Annotated in this window: 15 protein-coding genes; 7 read left to right on the plus strand and 8 right to left on the minus strand. The window is 67.6% G+C overall.

The annotated features are described in order from the left end of the window. Positions 1–336 precede the first annotated feature (336 nt). From K0H49_RS26330 to K0H49_RS26355, 6 genes are all read right to left on the minus strand, one after another. Positions 337–1,092: a helix-turn-helix transcriptional regulator gene (locus K0H49_RS26330; protein ID WP_219219235.1), complete on the minus strand. Its 756-nt coding sequence runs from the start codon at positions 1,090–1,092 to the stop codon at positions 337–339. A 40-nt stretch (positions 1,093–1,132) separates the two neighbouring features. Continuing rightward, the gene (locus K0H49_RS26335) at positions 1,133–1,582 is read right to left on the minus strand and encodes a GyrI-like domain-containing protein (RefSeq protein ID WP_219219237.1); all 450 of its coding nucleotides are present in this window, start codon (positions 1,580–1,582) and stop codon (positions 1,133–1,135) included. Positions 1,583–1,666: 84 nt separating this feature from the next. Beyond that, the gene (locus K0H49_RS26340; RefSeq protein WP_219219239.1) at positions 1,667–2,047 is read right to left on the minus strand and encodes a VOC family protein; all 381 of its coding nucleotides are present in this window, start codon (positions 2,045–2,047) and stop codon (positions 1,667–1,669) included. 146 nt (positions 2,048–2,193) lie between these two features. Further along, positions 2,194–4,020, minus strand: a complete 1,827-nt coding sequence (locus K0H49_RS26345; RefSeq protein WP_219219241.1) for a PhoH family protein — start codon at positions 4,018–4,020, stop codon at positions 2,194–2,196. A gap of 179 nt (positions 4,021–4,199) precedes the next feature. Further along, positions 4,200–4,676: a peroxiredoxin gene (locus K0H49_RS26350; RefSeq protein ID WP_183027129.1), complete on the minus strand. Its 477-nt coding sequence runs from the start codon at positions 4,674–4,676 to the stop codon at positions 4,200–4,202. A gap of 138 nt (positions 4,677–4,814) precedes the next feature. Next, positions 4,815–5,201 carry an Mth938-like domain-containing protein gene (locus K0H49_RS26355; protein WP_219219243.1) on the minus strand — a complete coding sequence of 129 codons (387 nt, stop codon included), beginning with the start codon at positions 5,199–5,201 and terminating at the stop codon, positions 4,815–4,817. Positions 5,202–5,268: 67 nt separating this feature from the next. On the opposite strand from K0H49_RS26355, the gene K0H49_RS26360 reads away from it, so the two are divergent. The 6 genes from K0H49_RS26360 to moaD are packed head-to-tail and all read left to right on the plus strand — an operon-like array spanning position 5,269 to position 11,328. Beyond that, on the plus strand, positions 5,269–6,492 hold the full coding sequence (locus K0H49_RS26360; protein WP_219219245.1) for a pyridoxal phosphate-dependent aminotransferase: 1,224 nt from the start codon (positions 5,269–5,271) through the stop codon (positions 6,490–6,492). A gap of 52 nt (positions 6,493–6,544) precedes the next feature. After that, positions 6,545–7,870 carry a homoserine dehydrogenase gene (locus K0H49_RS26365; RefSeq protein ID WP_219219246.1) on the plus strand — a complete coding sequence of 442 codons (1,326 nt, stop codon included), beginning with the start codon at positions 6,545–6,547 and terminating at the stop codon, positions 7,868–7,870. Further along, positions 7,870–9,285 carry a threonine synthase gene (thrC, locus tag K0H49_RS26370; RefSeq protein ID WP_219219248.1) on the plus strand — a complete coding sequence of 472 codons (1,416 nt, stop codon included), beginning with the start codon at positions 7,870–7,872 and terminating at the stop codon, positions 9,283–9,285. Before K0H49_RS26365 ends, thrC begins: the two co-directional genes overlap by 1 nt. Positions 9,286–9,289: 4 nt before the next feature. After that, positions 9,290–9,847 (plus strand): molybdopterin-guanine dinucleotide biosynthesis protein B, encoded by a 558-nt coding sequence (gene mobB / locus K0H49_RS26375; protein WP_219219251.1) that lies wholly within the window; start codon positions 9,290–9,292, stop codon positions 9,845–9,847. After that, positions 9,828–11,075 carry a molybdopterin molybdotransferase MoeA gene (locus K0H49_RS26380; RefSeq protein WP_219219252.1) on the plus strand — a complete coding sequence of 416 codons (1,248 nt, stop codon included), beginning with the start codon at positions 9,828–9,830 and terminating at the stop codon, positions 11,073–11,075. The genes mobB and K0H49_RS26380 overlap by 20 nt, the downstream gene beginning before the upstream one ends. Before the next feature lie 4 nt (positions 11,076–11,079). Further along, positions 11,080–11,328, plus strand: a complete 249-nt coding sequence (gene moaD, locus K0H49_RS26385; protein ID WP_219219254.1) for a molybdopterin converting factor subunit 1 — start codon at positions 11,080–11,082, stop codon at positions 11,326–11,328. On the opposite strand, the gene dapA is transcribed toward moaD, so the two are convergent. Beyond that, positions 11,325–12,203 (minus strand): 4-hydroxy-tetrahydrodipicolinate synthase, encoded by an 879-nt coding sequence (gene dapA, locus K0H49_RS26390; RefSeq protein ID WP_374122432.1) that lies wholly within the window; start codon positions 12,201–12,203, stop codon positions 11,325–11,327. The genes moaD and dapA overlap by 4 nt on opposite strands. A gap of 254 nt (positions 12,204–12,457) precedes the next feature. Between dapA and K0H49_RS26395 the strand changes: the two genes are divergently transcribed. Beyond that, complete coding sequence (locus K0H49_RS26395; protein ID WP_219219257.1) at positions 12,458–12,928, plus strand: molybdenum cofactor biosynthesis protein MoaE; 471 nt, start codon at positions 12,458–12,460, stop codon at positions 12,926–12,928. Between the two features lie 49 nt (positions 12,929–12,977). Here the strand turns inward: K0H49_RS26395 and K0H49_RS26400 are convergent, their stop codons facing one another. After that, positions 12,978–13,967 (minus strand): Bug family tripartite tricarboxylate transporter substrate binding protein, encoded by a 990-nt coding sequence (locus K0H49_RS26400; RefSeq protein ID WP_219219259.1) that lies wholly within the window; start codon positions 13,965–13,967, stop codon positions 12,978–12,980. Positions 13,968–14,021 lie beyond the last annotated feature (54 nt).

Below are 14,021 nucleotides of genomic sequence, written 5' to 3' on the forward strand. Positions count from 1 at the left end.
CGTCAGCGCCGATGATAGTGCGGGTTCCCGTGTGAAAGTAGGTCATCGTCAGGCTCTTACAGCCCTAGACAAGCCCCAACCAACCGGTTGGGGCTTTTCTTTTTGGGGGAAGCGAAATGCTTTTCCATTGGCATTCCATGCGATTGGGCGTATGGCCGGCGCTGCTCAAGCGTGACGAGGCCATGCCGCTTGTGGCAGACCGTGCGGGTGCCCAATCAGCGGCCTGTGCGCAGCTGCTCACACATCATTCCAGATGAAATCCATCGAGCCGATGGCATCGCTGAAGGCGCTGCTGATGCTTATTTCGTCGAACAGTCGGCGCAATGGTGAGCGCATTCAGCCCGTGGTGCTCCCTCTGTCTGCCCAAGCTGGCGCCTCTTGCGGCGTCCGCGGCACGATCTTTCCCTGCACTTTCTCGGCTTTCAGCTGCCGCAGCATGTCGGCCAGCGTCTTGCCCGGTTCATCGCGGAAAAGCGCCGGCAATACCTCGATCGCTTCCATGCGATCCACGCGAAAGCCGCGGAAGTCATTGCGCAGCTCGCACCAGGTCGACAGGGTCCAGACTTTGCCCCAGTAGAAGCAGCCGAGCGGCCGCACGGTGCGCTCGCTGGCGTCGCCCGACACGTCGCGGTAGCTCAGCAGGAGCTTGTGGTGCGACTGCACGCTCTCGCGCAGGGTCTGCAGCCGCCTGCGCAGCGCGTCGTCCAGGCCCATGGCGGGCGCATAAAGTGCCAGCGCCTCCGCAGAGACCCGTGCCGCCGGCGGCAGCACCGAGAGGATCTTGCCCAAGCTGCTCTCGATGTCGCGCGCCAGCGCGGGGTCGACCCAGCTTTGCGCCATACGGGCCGCCGCCACGAGCGCGGAGGCTTCGTCCTGCGTGAACATCAGCGGTGGCAGCTCGAAACCCGCACCCAGCCGGTAGCCGACACCAGCCTCGCCCTCGATGGGCACGCCCTGGTGCTGCAGGTCCGCCACGTCGCGGTACACCGTTCGCTCGGACACCTCGAGGCGCTGCGCGAGAAAGGCGGCCGTGGTGAGGCGGCGGCCGCGAATGAGCTGCACGAGCTGGAAGAGGCGGTCGGCGCGGCGCATCAGCGTGCCTGCGCGGGCTTTTTCAAGGGAACATCGACGTTCACGCCACGCCGATGTGGACCGAGACGGTATCGGGTCCTTCGTAGGCCTCGAAATCGCTGCGGTAGCTGCGCACGATCTCCGGATGGGCCTCGAAGTACTGCCAGATGCGCTGCCAGGTGGCGATCACCACCTGCGGCATCTGGCCCTGGGCGGTGAACACGAGGTAGTCGCCGGCCTCGATGGCCACGCTTTGTGGGCCACTGGAGACGGCCACGCCGGCGGTCAGGTCGAAGGCGCCATGGGCGTCGGATGCGTAGGCCGAATAGACCCCGAAGATCCGGGCGTCGCTGGTGCGGTTCGGCGTCGATGCAGCGGTCTGCTCGCCGAAGAAGCGGCTCCACAGCGCACCGATGCGGGCTGTGGCCGGCGAGGCTTCTTCGCGGTTGGTGGTGCGGACCGCAAGGCCTGCGACCCGAAAGGCGCCCTGGTGTTGGCGGGTGGGTTCCATCTTGTTCTCCTGCTCAAGGAAGTGCGAGCATTGTCGGTTCGATCTTCCTGGCCTCGGCGATCCGTGGCGCCGGGCCACGGCGGATCAGGCCAGCGCGTGCAGGCCGACTTCGTTGCCTTCGGTGTCGCGCACGTGGGCGATGAAGCCCATGCCGGGCGGCAGGGCCGACTTAGGGGCGACGATCTGGCCGCCGGCCGGCTCGATGCGCGCGAGTACCGCGTCGATGCTGGGCATGCAGTCCAGGTAGATGCGGATGCTGCTGCCGGTGCGCGCGGCGGCGCTGGCGCCCGCCTGCAGCGCGCCGCCGGTGGCGGGCCTGTCATAGGGGAACACGGCCAGCGCACCCGCGCCGCCGAACTCTTCGCGGCGCAGCTTGCGGGCCAGCACGGTTTCATAGAAGGCCTGGGCGCGGTCGAGGTTGGCGACCGGAATCTCGAACCAGCTGATGATGTTCTGCGTGGACATGGGGGGCTCTCTTTTCGTGTCTGTTGAAGGAGCCCCGATGGTGCGGACCGCCTCCTGACAACGTCTTGTCAGGAGCCTGTCAGCGCGGGCGAAAAAAAGCCCGCCATGCTCCGAGGAGCAGGCGGGCCTTGTCACGTGGCTTTGGCCTAGAGCACTTCGCTCGCGAAGTCCGCCAGCCGCGAACGCTCGCCGCGCGCCAGCGTGATGTGCCCGCTGTGCGGCCAGCCCTTGAACTTGTCGACCGCGAAGGTCAGGCCCGAGGAGCCCTCGGTGAGGTAGGGCGTGTCGATCTGCGCCAGGTTGCCCATGCAGATGATCTTGGTGCCCGGGCCGGCCCGCGTGATCAGCGTCTTCATCTGCTTGGGCGTGAGGTTCTGCGCCTCGTCGATGATCACGTACTTGTTGAGGAAGGTCCGCCCGCGCATGAAGTTCATGCTCTTGATCTTGATCCGGCTGCGGATCAGCTCGTTGGTGGCCGCGCGGCCCCATTCGCCGGCGCCGCCGCCGTCACCCTTGGCCAGGAACTCGAGGTTGTCGTCCAGCGCGCCCATCCACGGGCCCATCTTCTCTTCCTCGGTGCCGGGCAGGAAACCGATGTCCTCGCCCACGCTCACCGTGGCGCGGGTCATGATGATCTCGGTGTAGCGGCGGTCGTCGAGCACCTGCGTCAGGCCCGAGGCCAGCGCCATCAGCGTCTTGCCGGTGCCGGCGGTACCGGTCAGCGTGACGAAGTCGATGTCGGGGTCCATCAGCAGGTTCATCGCGAAGTTCTGTTCGCGGTTGCGCGTGCTCACGCCCCACACGGCGTTCTTGCCCGAGGCGTAGTCCTTGAGCGTCTTGAGCACCGCGGTCTTGTCGCGGATCTCGGTGACGCGTGCATACATGCTCGGCTCGCCCGGCGCCTCGAAGAAGACGAACTGGTTGATGTAGAGGTTCGGCACGATCGGCCCGCTGATGCGGTAGAAGGTGCTGCTGCCGCTCTGCCAGCTCTCGACGGTCTTGCTCTGGCGGGTCCAGAAGTCGCTCGGCAAGGCATAGGAACCGGCGTAGAGCAGGTCGCCGTCCTCCAGCGTCTTGTCGTTCTGGTAGTCGTCGGCCGCGAGGCCCAGCGCGCGCGCCTTGACGCGCATGTTGATGTCCTTGGAGACCAGCACGACTTCCTGCTTGGGCTGGCCGGGACGGTCCTGCGCGTACTGGTTGCGCAGGGCCTGCACCACGCCCAGGATCTGGTTGTCGGCCTTGCCCTGGGGCAGGCTGGTGGGCAGCGTGTAGTCGAGCGGCGAGGTCTGGAAGAACAGCTTGCCGCCGGCCTCGCGATGGCCGGTGGTGTCGAGCTTCAGGCCCTTGGCGATGTCGGCGTCCTTGGCACCGGCGAGCGCGTCCAGCGTGCGGCTGGTCTGGCGTCCGTTGCGCGCGACCTCGGTCGTGCCCTTCTTGTGGCCGTCGAGTTCTTCCAGCACGATCATCGGCAGGAAGACGTCGTGCTCCTCGAAGCGGAACAGGCACATCGGATCGTGGAGCAGCACGTTGGTGTCGAGCACGAACAACTTGGTCGGGCCGGTCGACTTGGCACGCCGTGGGCGGGCCGCTTCCTGCGCGCCGCCGCGTGCGCGCGGCGCCGGGCTCGATGCGACGGGCGCGGAGGCCCCAGGCGCGGGAGCAGGCGTGCGCTCCGGTGCGCGCTCGGTGCGTGCCTGCGTCACGTGGGGTGCTGCGACCTCGGCTTGTGGCGCGGGGCGCGGCTTGGTCTCGATCTGGCGGGCCACTTCAGGCGCGGGCGGCGTGGCCGCGCGCGGGGCGGCTGCGCCCTGGCTGTGGTCGTCGAACAGTTCCAGGGCGCGCGGTCCGTTGCCGCGTGCGTTTTCCGTCGTCCGACCGCCGCGGCGTGGCGCCTTGGTGGCCACGGCCGGCGCGTCGATCGCGTCAGGCGAGAGGAGGGCTGCGCGTTTCGTGGGAGCGGGAGGCAAGGGCATGGGGCAGTGTGCTCGCAAAAGTGAAGCCGGAAAACGAAAAAGCCGCCTGAAGACCAGGGCGGCTTTGTTCGGGGGATGCGGTCGTGGAGCTCAACGGCATGAAGCCATTATGCACACCGTGCGTGCCACATCGGTGTGACGTGGTGTGCCGCCAACAGGACCGCAAAAAACGGCGCGCGTCAGGCGGCTTTCTTCAGGGCCTTGACGGCCTTCAGAACGTCGTCGACATGGCCCGGCACCTTGAGGCCGCGCCATTCGGCCTTGAGGATGCCGTCGGCGCCGATCAGGAAGGTGCTGCGCTCGATGCCCTTGACCTTCTTGCCGTACATGATCTTGTTCTTGACCACGCCGAACATGTGGCACATCTTCTCTTCGGTATCGGCGATGAGTTCAAAGGGCAGTTCGAGCTTGGCCTTGAATTCATCGTGTGACTTCATGTTGTCACGCGAAACACCGAAAACAGTGGCGCCGGCCTTCACGAAATCCTTGTAGCGGTCCCGAAACTGCATGGCTTCGGTGGTGCAACCTGGCGTGTTGTCCTTGGGGTAAAAATACATCACGAGAACGTGCCCGAGATGTGAGGTGTTCGACACCTTGAGCCCGCCGGTGGCATTGGACTCGAATTCGGGAATGGGTTTGTTGACAACGATCGCCATGAAACTTGTTTTCTCCGTTGGTTTCCATTCGCGCGGCTGCAAGGCCGAAAACGATGGAAGATTGGTCGTTGCTTGACTGAGAGGGGATCTGAGGGCGGATCGCCGTTCGCAACCCGGGATTTTAGCTCGAAATGGCCTCTAATTGCCAGCTTTTGGCTGCTCGACCAGCAGGGCCGCCACCACATGGCGCCCCTCGCTTGCCAGGATGTTGTAGGTTCTGCAGGCGGCGGCGGTGTCCATGGTTTCCACGCCGGTGCGCTGTGCCATCAGCGGGCGCAGCCAGACCGGCTGCGGAAAGCGGATGCGCTGGCCGCTGCCGAAGATCACCAGTTCGGCGCCCAGCGCCGCCAATTGTGCGAAATGCTCGGGTCCCAGGTCTTCGAAATTCGTGCATTCCCAGGCAAAACGCTCGCCGCGCGAGCCCAGCACCACGCTGTGTTCGACCCGCTCGTTGTTGATCGCCACCCAGCCCGGCCCGTGCGCGGTGAGGGTCTGAACATCGGATTTGTCGGGTTGAAGCTTCATCTGTAGGGCCGGGGAACTGTGGTCAAATTATAGGTTTTCCCCTGTGCAGGCACCCTCTGGAGGGACTTTGAAGCAGCTCAAGAAGTCGGCCAAACTGGCCAATGTTCTCTACGACGTCCGCGGCCCGATCGTCGACGCGGCCCGTCAGATGGAAGAGGATGGTCAGAAGATCATCAAGCTCAACATCGGCAACATGGCGCCGTTCGGCTTCGATGCGCCCGAAGAGATCCAGCAGGACATGATCCGCAACCTGCCGGACTCGGCGGGTTACTCGGACAGCAAGGGCATCTTCGCCGCGCGCAAGGCGGTGATGCACTACACGCAGCAGCAGGGCATCGAAGGCGTCACGCTCGACGACATCTACCTCGGCAACGGCGCGAGCGAGCTGATCGTGATGGCGACCAACGCACTGCTCGACGACGGCGACGAACTGTTGGTGCCGATGCCCGACTACCCGTTGTGGACGGCCGCCGTGTCACTGTCCGGCGGCAAGCCCGTGCATTACCTCTGCGAGGAAGACAAGGGCTGGCTGCCCAGCCTGGCCGACATCCGCGCCAAGATCACGCCCCGCACGCGCGGCATCGTCGTGATCAACCCCAACAACCCGACCGGCGTGCTCTACCCCGACGACCTGCTGCGCGGCATGGTCGCGATCGCACGCGAGCACAACCTGGTGCTGCTGGTTGACGAGGTCTACGACAAGGTGCTCTACGACGACGCGAAGCACACGGCCATGGCCAGCCTGTCGACCGACGTGCTCACCATCACCTTCAACTCGCTGTCGAAGGCCTACCGCTCCTGCGGCTACCGTGCCGGCTGGATGATCGTGTCGGGCCCGAAGGGCGACGCGACCGATTACATCGAAGGCCTGAACATGCTGGCCAACCTCAAGCTCGGTTCGAACGTGCCGGGCCAGTGGGCGATCCAGACCGCGCTCGGCGGCTACCAGAGCATCAAGGACCTGGTGAAGCCGGGCGGCCGCCTGCGCCGCCAGCGCGACCTGGCCTACGAACTGATCACCGCCATTCCCGGCGTGAGCTGCGTCAAGCCCGAGGCCGCGCTCTACATGTTTCCCAAGCTGGACCCGGTGATGTACCCGATCGCGGACGACCGCGAATTCTTCATGCAGGTGCTGCGCGAGACGCGCGTGATGCTGGTGCAGGGATCGGGCTTCAACTTCCCGGACAACCAGCATTTCCGCATCGTGTTCCTGCCCCACGAGGAAGACCTGCGCGAGGCCATCAACCGCATCGCCAAGTTCCTCGAGCGTTACCGCGCCCGCTTCGCCTGAGTGCGCATCGCACGGCCCTCCGTCCCCTTTCGTTTTGACTGAAGTTGTATCCATGAAACCCATCCAGGTCGGCCTGCTCGGCATCGGCACCGTCGGTAGCGGCACGTTCAACGTGCTCCAGCGCAATCAGGAGGAAATCAAGCGCCGCGCCGGTCGCGGCATCGAGATCACCATGGTGGCCGACCTCGACACCGCCCGCGCCCGCGCGGCCGTGGGCGAAGCCGTGCAGGTGGTCGACGATGCGCGCGCCGTGATCGCCAACCCGGACATCGACATCGTGATCGAGCTGATCGGCGGCTACGGCATCGCCAAGCAGTTGGTGCTCGAGGCCATCGCGGCCGGCAAGCACGTGGTCACGGCCAACAAGGCGCTGCTCGCGGTGCACGGCACCGAGATCTTCGCCGCGGCCCAGCAGAAGGGCGTGATGGTCGCGTTCGAAGCCGCCGTCGCCGGCGGCATCCCGATCATCAAGGCGCTGCGCGAAGGCCTGACGGCCAACAGCATCCAGTGGATCGCCGGCATCATCAACGGCACCACCAACTTCATCCTGTCCGAGATGCGCGACAAGGGCCTGGACTTCGCCACCGTGCTCAAGGAAGCGCAGCGCCTGGGCTATGCCGAGGCCGACCCGACCTTCGACATCGAAGGCGTCGACGCCGCGCACAAGGTCACGCTGATGAGCGCAATCGCCTTCGGCATCCCGGTGCAGTTCGACAAGGCGCATGTCGAGGGCATCACCAAGCTGGCCGCGCAGGACATCAAGTACGCCGAGCAGCTGGGCTATCGCATCAAGCTGCTGGGCATCACGCGCCGCGCCGCCGGCGGCATCGAGTTGCGCGTGCACCCCAGCCTGGTGCCGGCCAAGCGCCTGCTGGCCAACGTCGAGGGCGCGATGAACGCCGTGGTGGTGCACGGCGACGCCGTGGGCACCACGCTCTACTACGGCAAGGGCGCGGGCAGCGAGCCCACCGCCAGCGCGGTGATCGCCGACCTGGTCGACATCACGCGCCTGCACACGGCCGATGCCGCGCAGCGCGTGCCGCACCTGGCCTTCCACCCCAACGCGATGAGCGACGACCTCAAGATCGTGCCCATGCGCGAGGTGGTGACCAGCTACTACCTGCGCCTGCGCGTGGCCGACGAGGCCGGCGTGCTGGCCAAGGTCACGGGCCTGCTGGCCAGCGCGGGCATCAGCATCGATGCGGTGCTGCAGCGCGAAGCCGACGAGGTGGGCGGCGAAGGCTCGACGCAGACCGACCTGATCATCCTCACGCACGACACGCGTGAAGGCACGCTCGACGACGCGATGGTCGAGCTGCAGGCCCTGCCGACCGTGCTCGCGCCCATCGTGCGCCTGCGCAAGGAAGAGCTGTCCTGATGCGCTACCTCTCGACCCGCGGCGATATCGAGCGCCGCCAGTTCTGCGACATCCTGCTCGAGGGCCTGGCGCCCGACGGCGGCCTGTACCTGCCCGAGCACTACCCGCAGGTCGATGCGGCCACGCTGGCCAAGTGGCGCGGGCTGCCCTATGCCGAGCTGGCCTACGAGATCCTCTCGCTCTACATCGACGACATTCCCACCGAGGAACTGAAGGCGCTGTGCGCGAAGACGTACACGGCCGAGGTCTTCGGCTCCGACGAGATCGTGCCGCTGCGCGAACTCGAGGACGGCGTGTACCTGGAAGGCCTGTCCAACGGCCCCACGCTGGCCTTCAAGGACATGGCGATGCAGCTGCTGGGCAACCTGTTCGAGTACGAACTGGGCCGCCGCGGCGCGCAGCTCAACATCCTGGGCGCGACCAGCGGCGACACCGGCAGCGCGGCCGAGTACGCGATGCGCGGCAAGAAGGGCGTGCGCGTGTTCATGACCTCGCCCGACGGCCGCATGAGCCCGTTCCAGCAGGCCCAGATGTTCAGCCTGCAGGACGCCAACATCCACAACATCGCCATCGAGGGCGTGTTCGACGACTGCCAGGACATCGTCAAGGCCGTGTCCAATGACCTGGGCTTCAAGCGCAAGTACCGCATCGGCACCGTCAACTCGATCAACTGGGCGCGCCTGCTGGCGCAGGTCGTCTACTACTTCGCGGGCTACTTCCAGGCCACCTCGAGCGACGACAAGCCGGTGAGCTTCACCGTGCCCTCGGGCAACTTCGGCAACGTCTGCGCGGGCCACGTGGCGCGCATGATGGGCCTGCCGATCCGCACGCTGGTGGTGGCCACCAACGAGAACGACGTGCTCGACGAGTTCTTCCGCACCGGCGTCTACCGCGTGCGCGCGGCCGCCGACACGCACGAGACCTCGAGCCCCTCGATGGACATCTCCAAGGCCAGCAACTTCGAGCGCTTCGTGTTCGACCTGCTGGGCCGCGACGGCGCCAAGACCCGCGCGCTGTTCGAAGGCGAACTCGGCCGCACCGGGCGCTTCGACCTGAGCGCCGACCCGGCCTTCGTGCAGGCGGCCGAGCGCTTCGGCTTCGTGAGCAGCCGCAGCACGCATGCCGACCGGCTGGCCACGATCCGCGACACCGACAAGCGCTTCGCCGTGCTGATCGACACCCACACCGCCGATGGCGTGAAGGCCGCGCGCGAGCACCTGTCGCCCGGCGTGCCGATGATCATTCTCGAGACCGCGCTGCCGATCAAGTTCGCCGCCACCATCGTCGAGGCGCTGGGCCACGAGCCCGAGCGGCCGGCCCGCTTCGAGGGCATCGAGGACCTGCCCAAGCGCGTGGTCAGGCTGCCCGCCGATGCGGAAGCGGTCAAAGCCTACATCGCAGAACACTGCGACTAGCGGCATGCACGTCATCGGCTTCGCCGGGTATTCGGGCGCCGGCAAGACCACCCTGGTCGAGCGGCTGATCCCCGTGCTGAAGCGGCAGGGCCAGCGGGTGTCGGTGGTCAAGCATGCGCACCACAAGTTCGACGTCGACCATCCGGGCAAGGACAGCTACCGCCATCGCGAGGCCGGTGCCTTCGAGGTGGTGGTCGCGTCCGACCGCCGGCTGGCGCTGATGCGCGAGTTCGAGCAGCCGTCGGAGCTGTCGGTACACCACCTGATCGCCGAGCTCTACGACGGCGTCGACTGGGTGCTGGTCGAAGGCTTCAAGCACAGCGACCTGCTCAAGATCGAGGTATTGCGCGAGAGCGGCTCGCCGAAGGGCGAGCGGCCCGCACAGTACCCCGACGACGTTTTCATCGTCGCGCTCGCCACCGATCGCCCCGATGCACTGCCGGAGCCGACGCTGCGGCCGGTGTTCGACCTCGACGATGCCGAGGGCATCGTGCAATGGCTGCTCGACAACGCGCAACGCTTCGACTACAAGGCCGAGAACCATGAGCTCTCCTTCCGCTGAACGCCCCCGGCTCACGCCGCTCGACGAAGCGCTGGCGAGCCTGCTCGCCAAGGCCCGACCGCTCGATGCGCAGAGCGTGTCGACCTTCGAGGCCGACGGCCGCGTGCTGGCGCAGGACGTGGTGTCCGGCCTCACGGTGCCGCCGCGCGACAACAGCTCGATGGACGGCTACGCGGTGCGCGCGGCGGACTGCGCCAGCGCCGGCGCACTGCTCACGGTCGCGCAGCGCATTCCGGCCGGCAGCGTGGGCACGCCGCTCGCGGCCGGCACCGCGGCGCGCATCTTCACGGGCGCGCAGATCCCCGAGGGCGCTGATGCGGTCGTGATGCAGGAAGAGGCCACGGCGCAGCCCGAGGAGGGCACGCTGGGCCGCGTGCGCATCGACACCGTGCCCGCTGCGGGCCAGTGGATCCGCCGTGCCGGCGAGGACGTGTCGCGCGGCGACGTGGTGCTGGCGCGCGGCGCGCGCCTGGGCCCGGCGGCGCTGGGCCTGGCGGCCAGCGTGGGCCTCGATCGCCTGCTGGTGGCGCGGCGGCCGAGCGTGGCGCTGCTGTCGACCGGCGACGAACTCGTGATGCCCGGCGAGGTGGCACCCGAGGCCATGAAGCCCGGCGCGATCTACAACTCCAACCGCTTCTTCATGCGCGCATTGCTGCAGCGCCTGGGCTGCGAAGTCCACGACCTGGGCCTGGTGCCCGACCGCCGCGACGCGACCATCGAGGCGCTGCGCAGCGCGGCCGAAGACAACGACCTGATCATCACCACCGGCGGCGTGTCGGTGGGCGAAGAGGACCACATCAAGGGCGCGGTCGAGGCGCTGGGCGAACTGCAGCTGTGGTCGCTCGCGATCAAGCCGGGCAAGCCCTTCGCCTATGGCCGCATCGGCCAGGCGCACCTCACGGGCCTGCCTGGCAACCCGGTCTCCAGCTTCATGACCTTCGTGCTGCTGGTGCGCCCCTTCCTGCTGGCCTTGCAGGGCGCGACGCAGGTGGCGCCGCAGCCGGTGGCCCTGCGCGCCGACTTCGACTGGCCGCGCGCCGACCGCCGGCGCGAGTTCCTGCGCGCGCGCCGCAATGCAGAAGGCGGGCTCGACCTGTTCCCCAACCAGAGCTCGGGCGTGCTGACCTCCGCGGTGTGGGGCGACGGCGTGGTCGACAACCCGGCGGGTCGGCCGATCCACAGGGGCGACACGGTGCAGTTCATCTCCTTCGCCACGCTGCTGGGCTGAGGCCATGAAGATCGCGATCCGCTATTTCGCCTCGGTGCGCGAGGCCCTGGGCGGCGGCGAGACCGTCGACACCCAGGCCGCCACGCTGGCCGAGCTGCGCGACGAACTCATCGCACGCGGCGCGCCGCATGCCACGGCCCTGGCCCGTGGCAAGGCCGTGCGCATGGCGCTGGACCAGGCCATGAGCGTCGAATCGGCCACGCTGCACGAGGGCTGCGAGGTCGCCTTCTTTCCGCCTGTGACGGGCGGCTAGCGCAAGGCAAGCAGCCGTTCGCGCAGCGCATCGCTGACCGGCGTCATCGGCGCGCGCAGGTGGCCGTCCGCGATCACGCCCGCATCGGCCAGCCAGGCCTTGAGCGGCGCCGGGTTGGGCTCGGCGAAGAGCAGCGCGATCAGCGGCTGCAGCGCCTGCCACATCGGCCGCGCCTCGGCCAGCCGGCCCTCGCCGACCAGCCGCAGCAGCTGCACGAACTTTTCCGTTTCCACATGCGTGCTGGCCGCGATCGCGCCCGCGCCGCCCTCGGCCACGGTCGAGAAGATCTGCGCGTCCTCGCCCGCCAGCACCTGCAGCGCGCCGTCGGCGATCAGCGCGCGGGTCTTGGCCATGTCGCCACCGCAGTCCTTGAGCGCCTGGATGTTCGGATGGGCCGCGAGCGTGCGCAGCGTGTCCAGCGACAGCGTGGCGCCGGTGCGGTAGGGGATGTCGTAGACGATCAGCGGCACGCTGCTCGCATCGGCGATCGCGCTGAACCAGCCGACCAGGCCCTGCTGCGAGGGGCGGATGTAGCTGGGCGCGGGCACCAGCAGCCCGTGGAGGCCATTGTCGGCAAGCCGGCGCACCCAGCCCAGCGTCTGGCCCAGGTGATAGCCGGAGATCCCCATCACGCGCGGCAGCGCGGGCGCGGTGGCGGCCACGGTGGCCAGCACGGCCAGCTGTTCGTCCTCGTCGAGCGCGGCGGCTTCGCCGGTCGAGCCGCAGACCACGAAGCCGGCGATGCCCGTGGGCGCGAGCCGGCGCACGAGGGCCGCGAGCGAGGGATGGTCGACCGTGCCGTCGTGACGGAAGGGCGTGATCAGGGGAACCCAGAGGCCCGAGAAATCGGAGGGGGCGACAGAAGAAGAGGACACGCAATGCTCCTTGGTGCAGGAAGCGACCGATGGGAAAACCATCGTCGGATGTGCGCGTGCCATGGGCTGCAGCCTGAGCCTTGCCGGTCCCGTCGCTCATCCGACGACGGAACCGCAGCTCCGGTCAGACGAGCTGTGGTTTTTTGGCTTTGCCGTTGCAGCGTGCGCACGCCTGGCCTTCGGACGAAGGCTGGAGGGTGTGCGCGGCGCGGCAGGGCATGGTGGCGAGTCTAACGCGATGCCACAATCCGCCGATGACCCGCGTTGCCATCCAGACCCATGATTTCGACCTGGCGCAGGAGATCGCGACGCTGCGCGCGGAAGATCCGCGTGTCGGCGCCGTCTGCAGCTTCGTCGGCACGGTGCGCGACCGCAACGATGGCAGCGCGGTCGCATCGATGGAACTCGAGCACTACCCCGGCATGACCGAGAAGGCCATCGAAGCCATGATCGACGAGGCGCAGCGCCGCTTCGACATCCTCGGCGCGCGCATCGTGCACCGCGTGGGCCTGCTGCAGCCGCGGGACCAGATCATGATGGTGGCGGTGGTCTCGGCCCACCGCGGCCAGAGCTTCCAGGCCTGCGAGTTCCTGATGGACTACCTCAAGACCCAGGCGCCGTTCTGGAAGAAGGAGCAGACGCCCGAGGGCGCGCGCTGGGTCGATGCGCGGGTGGCCGACGACCAGGCGCTGGCGCGCTGGGGTATCCAGGCGCCCAACACCTGATTCTTCCGGGCTCCGTTTTCCCTCTCCCTCCGGGAGATGGGGCACGACCTCACTGGGGCTTGAAGCCGCTGGCCTGGATGATGCGTTCCCAGGCCTGGGTGTAGGTGCGCACACGCCCCGCGAACTGCCCCTGCGGCTCATAGGCCACGTTCAGGCCCATGGCCGTGAGCTTCTGCTTCACGTCCGGCATCGCCAGCACCTTCTGCAGCGCGGTGCCGAAGCGGTCGATCACCGGCTGTGGCGTGCCCACGGGCGCGAAGATGCCGTAGTAGGGGTAGTCGTCGAGGTTCGCGAAGCCCAGTTCGGTGAAGGTCGGCACTTGAGGCAGCAGCGGCTGGCGCTTGGCGCCGATCACGGCCACGATGCGCACCTTGCCGGCCTTGTGGTTCTCGATGAAGTCGGGCACCGAGGCGATGCCGGCGGTGATCTGGTTGCCCAGCATGTCGGCCGTCAGCGGCGCGCTGCCGCGGTAGGGCGCGGCCTGCAGGTCGAGCTTGTACTTGTCGGAGATCAGCTTGACCAGGAACTCGGGGATCGAGCCCGGCGCGGGCACGCCGATGGTCTCCTTGCCGTCCTTCTGGGTGCGCACCCACTTCACGTACTCGTCCATGTTCCTGGCCGGCGTGCCGCCCGAGACCGCCAGCACGTTGGCGAAGGTGGCGAAGCCGGCCACCGGCACGAAGTCGGTCGCGGGGTTGAAGCCCGGGCTCTTGACCACCTGCGGCAGGATGGAGATGCTGTGGTCGTGCGTGAGGAACAGCGTGTGGCCGTCGGCGGGGGCCGATTTCAGTGCCTGGGCCGCGATCTGGCCGCCTGCGCCGGCGCGGTTCTCGACCACCACCGGGGCACCCAGTTCGTCCTTGAGTTTTTCGCCCAGAGCGCGTGCAATGGCATCGCTGCCGGCACCGGCCGGGAAGCCCACCAGCAGCCGGATCGGCGTCTGTGCCTGGGCCAGGCTCGACAGGCCCAGGGCCGCTGCGAAAAGGCCGAGCGTCAGCGCCCGGCGGGCCGGCTGAACACGCTGCGTTGAAAAAACCATGATCGACTCCAATCCATTGTGGTGAGAGGCTCCGGCAGCAATAGCCGTGCCTGA

Source organism: Variovorax boronicumulans (assembly GCF_019352895.1).
Taxonomy (GTDB): Bacteria; Pseudomonadota; Gammaproteobacteria; order Burkholderiales; family Burkholderiaceae_C; genus Variovorax; species Variovorax boronicumulans_A.

Excerpts from the sequence above, each read along its gene's own strand:
- K0H49_RS26330 (WP_219219235.1), bottom strand. The coding sequence starts at position 1,092 with ATGCGCCGCGCCGACCGCCTCTTCCAGCTCGTGCAGCTCATTCGCGGC.
- K0H49_RS26335 (WP_219219237.1), bottom strand. The coding sequence starts at position 1,582 with ATGGAACCCACCCGCCAACACCAGGGCGCCTTTCGGGTCGCAGGCCTT.
- K0H49_RS26340 (WP_219219239.1), bottom strand. The coding sequence starts at position 2,047 with ATGTCCACGCAGAACATCATCAGCTGGTTCGAGATTCCGGTCGCCAAC.
- K0H49_RS26345 (WP_219219241.1), bottom strand. The coding sequence starts at position 4,020 with ATGCCCTTGCCTCCCGCTCCCACGAAACGCGCAGCCCTCCTCTCGCCT.
- K0H49_RS26350 (WP_183027129.1), bottom strand. The coding sequence starts at position 4,676 with ATGGCGATCGTTGTCAACAAACCCATTCCCGAATTCGAGTCCAATGCC.
- K0H49_RS26355 (WP_219219243.1), bottom strand. The coding sequence starts at position 5,201 with ATGAAGCTTCAACCCGACAAATCCGATGTTCAGACCCTCACCGCGCAC.
- K0H49_RS26365 (WP_219219246.1), top strand. The coding sequence starts at position 6,545 with ATGAAACCCATCCAGGTCGGCCTGCTCGGCATCGGCACCGTCGGTAGC.
- thrC (WP_219219248.1), top strand. The coding sequence starts at position 7,870 with ATGCGCTACCTCTCGACCCGCGGCGATATCGAGCGCCGCCAGTTCTGC.
- mobB (WP_219219251.1), top strand. The coding sequence starts at position 9,290 with ATGCACGTCATCGGCTTCGCCGGGTATTCGGGCGCCGGCAAGACCACC.
- K0H49_RS26380 (WP_219219252.1), top strand. The coding sequence starts at position 9,828 with ATGAGCTCTCCTTCCGCTGAACGCCCCCGGCTCACGCCGCTCGACGAA.
- moaD (WP_219219254.1), top strand. The coding sequence starts at position 11,080 with ATGAAGATCGCGATCCGCTATTTCGCCTCGGTGCGCGAGGCCCTGGGC.
- K0H49_RS26395 (WP_219219257.1), top strand. The coding sequence starts at position 12,458 with ATGACCCGCGTTGCCATCCAGACCCATGATTTCGACCTGGCGCAGGAG.
- K0H49_RS26400 (WP_219219259.1), bottom strand. The coding sequence starts at position 13,967 with ATGGTTTTTTCAACGCAGCGTGTTCAGCCGGCCCGCCGGGCGCTGACG.